Origin of the sequence: Nitrososphaera sp. (genome assembly GCF_050748925.1) — an archaeon.
Taxonomy (GTDB): Archaea; Thermoproteota; Nitrososphaeria; order Nitrososphaerales; family Nitrososphaeraceae; genus Nitrososphaera.
Window position 1 is genome coordinate 1 of record NZ_JBOGQF010000115.1, and the last position, 5,625, is coordinate 5,625.

At 54.5% G+C, this 5,625-nt stretch carries 4 protein-coding genes, 1 tRNA gene and 1 pseudogene; 4 read left to right on the top strand and 2 right to left on the bottom strand.

The genetic code is table 11. The annotated features are described in order from the left end of the window. Positions 1 to 264, bottom strand: a 264-nt coding sequence (locus ACREAY_RS09355; RefSeq protein WP_431755505.1) for a hypothetical protein, incomplete at its 3' end; no start/stop codon positions are given. Positions 265 to 428: 164 nt separating this feature from the next. On the opposite strand from ACREAY_RS09355, the gene ACREAY_RS09360 reads away from it, so the two are divergent. After that, positions 429 to 659: an Lrp/AsnC family transcriptional regulator gene (locus tag ACREAY_RS09360; RefSeq protein ID WP_431755506.1), complete on the top strand. Its 231-nt coding sequence runs from the start codon at positions 429 to 431 to the stop codon at positions 657 to 659. Positions 660 to 1,519: 860 nt separating this feature from the next. On the opposite strand, the gene ACREAY_RS09365 is transcribed toward ACREAY_RS09360, so the two are convergent. Then, a tRNA-Val gene (locus ACREAY_RS09365) sits at positions 1,520 to 1,593 on the bottom strand. Positions 1,594 to 1,697: 104 nt separating this feature from the next. Here ACREAY_RS09365 and ACREAY_RS09370 point away from each other — a divergent pair. The 3 genes and pseudogenes from ACREAY_RS09370 to ACREAY_RS09380 all read left to right on the top strand — a co-directional run. Continuing rightward, positions 1,698 to 2,711 (top strand): DNA-methyltransferase, encoded by a 1,014-nt coding sequence (locus ACREAY_RS09370; protein ID WP_431755507.1) that lies wholly within the window; start codon positions 1,698 to 1,700, stop codon positions 2,709 to 2,711. A 30-nt stretch (positions 2,712 to 2,741) separates the two neighbouring features. After that, positions 2,742 to 3,437, top strand: a complete 696-nt coding sequence (gene bluB, locus ACREAY_RS09375) for a 5,6-dimethylbenzimidazole synthase (RefSeq protein ID WP_431755508.1) — start codon at positions 2,742 to 2,744, stop codon at positions 3,435 to 3,437. A gap of 56 nt (positions 3,438 to 3,493) precedes the next feature. Then, positions 3,494 to 5,625, top strand: a pseudogene (locus tag ACREAY_RS09380) (hypothetical protein); the annotation flags it as partial.

Below are 5,625 nucleotides of genomic sequence, written 5' to 3' on the forward strand. Positions count from 1 at the left end.
CTTTGCCGCTGGCGAAAAGTGCTGTTTTATTTCATCCAGCCGGCCTAACGAACTGTCGCTATTTCTGATATCCGAAAAGGAGGAGTGGCACCTGACTTTTTCAAGGAAGAAAATGACCTGGTCTTTATCAACCCCGTGCTTTATGTCGTAGTCGATTTGCCTGCAGACATTGATGAGGCGGCCGTATTTTTTGTCCCTCCGCTTTTCCCAGGAAGAAGCGTCGGCAGACAGCCCTTTTACATATTTCACGACCGTCTTTTCCATGTGATTAATGTGCCAATCCTTCATGGGAAAACTATTTTGTAACACTGATCTATACCGCTTACCGGCTTATAACCTCCGCCTATGCTCGACTGTCAGGCTTTTGACCTGCAACAGTGGGTGGCTTTTAAACCGTTTAATAGTCGTACGACGTCACATTCATTGCAATGGTTTCCGCGTTTATCCTCATCAACTGCAGTTTTTCGCTTGTCCCAAGCGTCATGAAGGAGCTGGACAAGGTTCCTGCAATAAGCAATGTCTACCAGACGTCTGGCATTTATGACCTTGTGGTAAGAATAAACTCCGCGACGGAGAAGGAATTGCGCAGGACCCTCATGGCAGACATTTGCACTATTGAAAACGTGAAATCGACCGTGACAATGATTGTGGCAGGCTGATTTTCTACAATGACAAAACTGTGTTTCTCGTGCGATTGTGGCAACGTGATGGAATGCATCCGGGAAGACGAGGTGACAAAACCAAAGTACCGGAGCATTTCGGGCAATGTCCGGCTTCGGTGCAACGACTGCGGCAAGGAACACGAAGTTTTTCTAAAGCACAAAATTGCCAAATTTGTTGGAACGACGCCCTCGTTTAAGGAAATTTCATCATGAACTAGCGGTTGCCCCATAGCTACACGGCGTCAGATAAAGAATATCTCGTAGGCTTGTCATTATTATGCAAGAGAATCCCCTTCACGCGGAGGCTGTTCAACGCGCGTGGCACGTCGTTCCCTTTCCTGAATCCAATGTACATTTTCATTTCTGCAATGGTAGAGTTTGGGTGAGCTCTCAATATGCCCATCAGTTCTTGCTCATAGGGAGTATAGAAAATAGCCACCTATCGTTGTGTACCGCGTTCCTTCCAGTTAACACCGGCAGTAAGAAAACCGCACCAGCCTGCCATAGATGGTAATAGAAAATAGGGGCCGGGCAGGCGTATCTTGGTTTTTCAATATGCATTGGCACTCAATTGTCGTCATCGTCATCCCCTTCCCACTGCTTGTCAAGATCAGGCCCGTCTTGCGAACCGGGGATTATCGGTATCCATGGTCCGCAGCTAAAAACTGAATGGCAGGTTTCAAATAGATCAAGAGCCGTCGCCTCTTCATACTGGTACAGAGGGAATATCGTGTTCACGAATTTTATGCCCGCCCTTCACATAAGAACGATGGCCTTCGTCACGGAATGCCGTAATTGGATAGGACAAAAAAATGAGCGCCATTCACGAGCTCGTTTTGCAAGAACATAGTAAAAAGTGGGCGGGGCGTGATTTGAACACGCGGCCACCTCGATGTCAACGAGGTATCATACCGAGCTAGACCACCCGCCCGCTAGGCGTACGTAGACCTTACGGCAACTACCTCTGGCGCCCAAATATATTGTTACACATTGCGCAGATAAGGTTAAGAATGTCTGCAGGCGTCTCTTAAAAAGTTGGGCGACGAGTCCTTTGAAGTGTTGCAGGGCGACGCCGGCCAGGTTGTCAGGCGGCTCCCGCAGGGCAGGTTCCGCGCCATAGTCACGTCGCCCCCCTATTACGGCCACAGGCATTATGGCTCTGACAAGGGCGAGATAGGCAGGGAACAGACCGTCGACGAGTACCTCGATTCGCTGGCAAAGGTGTTTGCGGCCTGCAAGGGGCTGCTTGCAGAGGACGGCAGCCTCTGGATAGTGATAGGCGACACCCGGCGCAGGAAGGAAAAGCTCCGCGTGCCCCACAGGCTTGCAGGCAGGCTGTCTGAGGCAGGCTACAAGTTCAGGGAAGACATTATCTGGTACAAGAAAAACAACATCAGCTCAAGTTCGCGCGACAATTTTTCGCAGGCCTACGAATACGTGTTGTTCTTTTCAAAGAGCGCCCGCTCGTATGCAAACCTTGACGCCGTCAGGGTGATGGGCAACGAGGCCGCAGAGGGGCGCAACCGCGTGCCCCCCGCCGCCATGGTGCAGACCGCGCCAAAGAGCCCCGACAAAAAAGAGATCGAGCGCATCGCAAAGGAGATTCACAGCTCTACTCCGGACACCCCCATTTCAGAATTGCCTAGCACGTCTGAAATAGCGAGGGCCTACGGCTATGACCCGGAAAAGTTCTGCCCCACGTGCTACCGCAAGTTCAAGCGGCACGCGACGCGGCGCAGGATAGGCGACCACAGGCATTACCCCATTTTTGCAGTCTGCAACCCGCAGGGCAAGAACCCTTCAAACGTCTGGCAGATAGCGACGAGGGCGCACTTTGGCAACGAGCATTTTGCCATATTCCCGGAAGATCTCGTGAAAAAGATAATCCTGTTTGCGACAAAGAAAGGCGACTGGGTGCTCGACCCGTTTGCAGGCAGGGGCACCACGGGTATTGCCGCGGTGTCGCTTGGCCGCAGGTTCGTCGGCATCGACCTTTACCCGGAAAACGTCAGCAAGATATCCAAAAACGTGGCGGCAGCGCAAGTCTAATATCCCGACATGCGCCAAGGACGCGCTGACTTGACTGACTTTACCGGCCCGGAAAAAGAAGGCCTCTACAAGGCGATATTCTCAAGGAGGGACGTGCGGTCGCATTTCATCCAGAAGGACATCCCGGACGACGTCCTGTTTCGCATATTGAACGCGGCACACCACGCGCCATCGGTAGGGTTTTCGCAGCCATGGAACTTTATCCTGATAAAAGATGAAGGAACTCGCCAGCAGGTCAAGGACTCGTTTGCGCGCGAGCGCGACCGGTCGATAAAGATGCTTGAAGGTGAGAAGGAGCGCCAAGGCCAGTATGCAAAGCTGAAACTGGAAGGCATTTTGGAATCAGCATTGAACGTCTGCGTCACGTACGACCCGACGCGCTTTGGGCCCTTTGTGCTTGGCAGGACGTCCATCGAGGACACGGGCGTCTACAGCGTCTGCTGCGCAATCCAGAACCTCTGGCTCGCTGCAAGGGCAGAGGGCGTCGGCGTCGGCTGGGTCAGCATACTGTCAAACGAGGACCTTGAAAAGGCACTCGACATCCCCGCTCATGTCAAGCCGGTCGCGTACCTGTGCCTCGGCTACGTCGAAGAGTTTGCGCCAAGGCCGGACCTTGAGAGGGTAGGCTGGCTCCCGAGGATGGACCTTGCCAAGGCAGTCTGTTATGAAAAATGGGGGACGCACCAGCCCAAAGAATGGAAGGGCCTGCAGGACGCGGTCAGATAATCATAAGACAATATATAGACGGATGGGACTTGTCTGGTAACCGGCAGGCAAAAACGTTGAGCGATAAACCTGGGGTTAGCGGGGGCGGTAGCTCGCATGCCGTACTGCCTTTCAGCCTCTATTACCACGACATTGCAAGGTGGCTTTTCATCATCCTTACCTTTGCGGGCCTGCTCGCCACAGGCTGGTTTGGCATACCCCTCTTGCCAAAGTACTTCGTCGACCCTTCTTCAATCGACATCTTTGCTGACCTTTCCACTCTTTTCAGCGCGCTTGGGACCATCTGGGGCGTCATGGCCTACCGCGAGTTCACAAAGTCCATGTCCGAAGTCATCGAGGCAAGGCTTGCCGCGCGCAGGCTCGACCCCATGATAGGCGAGTACGAGTACAAGTCGTACAACCCAGTGACAAAGGAATATGAAAACGGCTTTGTGCCCGCCGGCCCGGTCGATTTCTGGGACAAGGAAACGACGGTGCCGCCGTGGATGGACAAGGGCAAGTACTGGCACATACTGCTGTCGTTGCAAAATCCAGGTCGCGAGATCAGGCTCCAGGTGGTCCGCGACAGGGACCTCCCGTTTAGCGAGGGGCTGCACAAAGTCGCGGTCACGCAGCGTGTGGTGGGCCGGCAGTATGTGGTAAAGATACCGCAGTGGCTCGTAATGAACACCGAGCGCCAGCGCTTTACCGACAGGGACATGGACGGCAACGAGCTGAGCGCCCTCATTTCAGACGTCAACATAAAGATAGTGGCAGCCACCAGCGAAGTCTCCGGGTGGGAGCGGCTGCGCGTCCGGTATCCGTACCGGTTCATGACGTTTGTCATCTACCTCAACAAGAGCCTGCCCCTGCGGCTTGTCTACAGGCAGGTCATAAGCAAATTTCCCGGCGCCAAGGAGCGCAAAGTAGACCACACCAACGCCAACCTTGCAAACGTGAGCGACGGCGACCTTTTGGCGGCGATAATAGAGCTTGCAGAAAAGAAAAAGATCCCACCGGCAAGGGTGGCGCAGCTGCAAGCGCTGGCGAGGTTCTTAAAGACCGCGTATACCCGCATGGGCCTTGGCGAGGGCGCAAGCGAGTACCACAACCTGCACCACTCCTTCGAAGTTTCGTACGTGGCCATCCAGATGCTGCCAGAAGAGTTCCAGGGGCACGGCTTTGGCCCAAAGGACTATGAGATGATGCTCGTGGCAGGGCTCCTGCACGACTATGATCCGGGACAGCCGCTTGCGGCAGAGCAGGACAAGCCAAGGGGCCCAAGCGTAGTCAGGACCATGAAAGAGATCCAGAGGACCAGGATCCTCGACGCCTACTTTACCATGACCCTTGCCGAGCTTGAGGATTATTTCCGCGAGTTCAAGTCCATAACTGTCGCGCCGGAAGAATACTCGACGACGCATCCCGACTATGTCAAGGCCGGCTGGACGCCTACTGAAAGCGTGGTCGCGGAGGCCCTCATCTGGAGAACCGAGTTCCCGTTCTTCAAGTCAGTCTTTGCGCAGGAGAGGTTTGAGTCGCTCCTGTCGCAGCTAAAGGATAATGGCAGGATAAAGCTGATGGCAGAGGTGCTGTGGCTTGCCGACCTTTCCGTGACGTACATGGGCTCTGACCCAGTAAGGGCGTGGGACAGGGTCAACAACCTCTACGACGAGCTGTACCTGCCAAAGCTGGAAGCGGTCTCCAGGACCGACGCGTTCTTTGCGGATTTTGCGGACCTTGAGCTCTTCAAGCAGCTCATGGGCCAAAAGACCTTTCCCTACGTCTTTCGCCGGCGCTGGAATCTCATATACCAGTTCTTCCACGAGGGCAACCCCTCTACGCCGCTCAACCGTACGATCGAAACGGCGCGCAGGATATACTTCAAGCTCAACATGGAGCTTGGGATGCGCAGGGGCGAGATGCTGCAGGCGATGGCGTCTGACAACTGGTCAGAGTATTTCATAGGCATTGGCAAGGACCAGAGCGAGGTGTTCAAGGCAAAGTCAAGGCTCGCCGAGCTCGACCCGCAAAACGCCTCGGCGTTCTGGGGCGACGAGCGCAAGCTCTTGCCATCGATTGCCGACAGGTCGATAGACAACTTTTTGATAGTCATGCCGGAACGCTCGATGCCTGCCGCGCCAGAAGAATGGATGTTTGGCACCCTTGCAAAAAAGCTGGCACCAGGGGGCGCGGTCAAGGTCCTGAC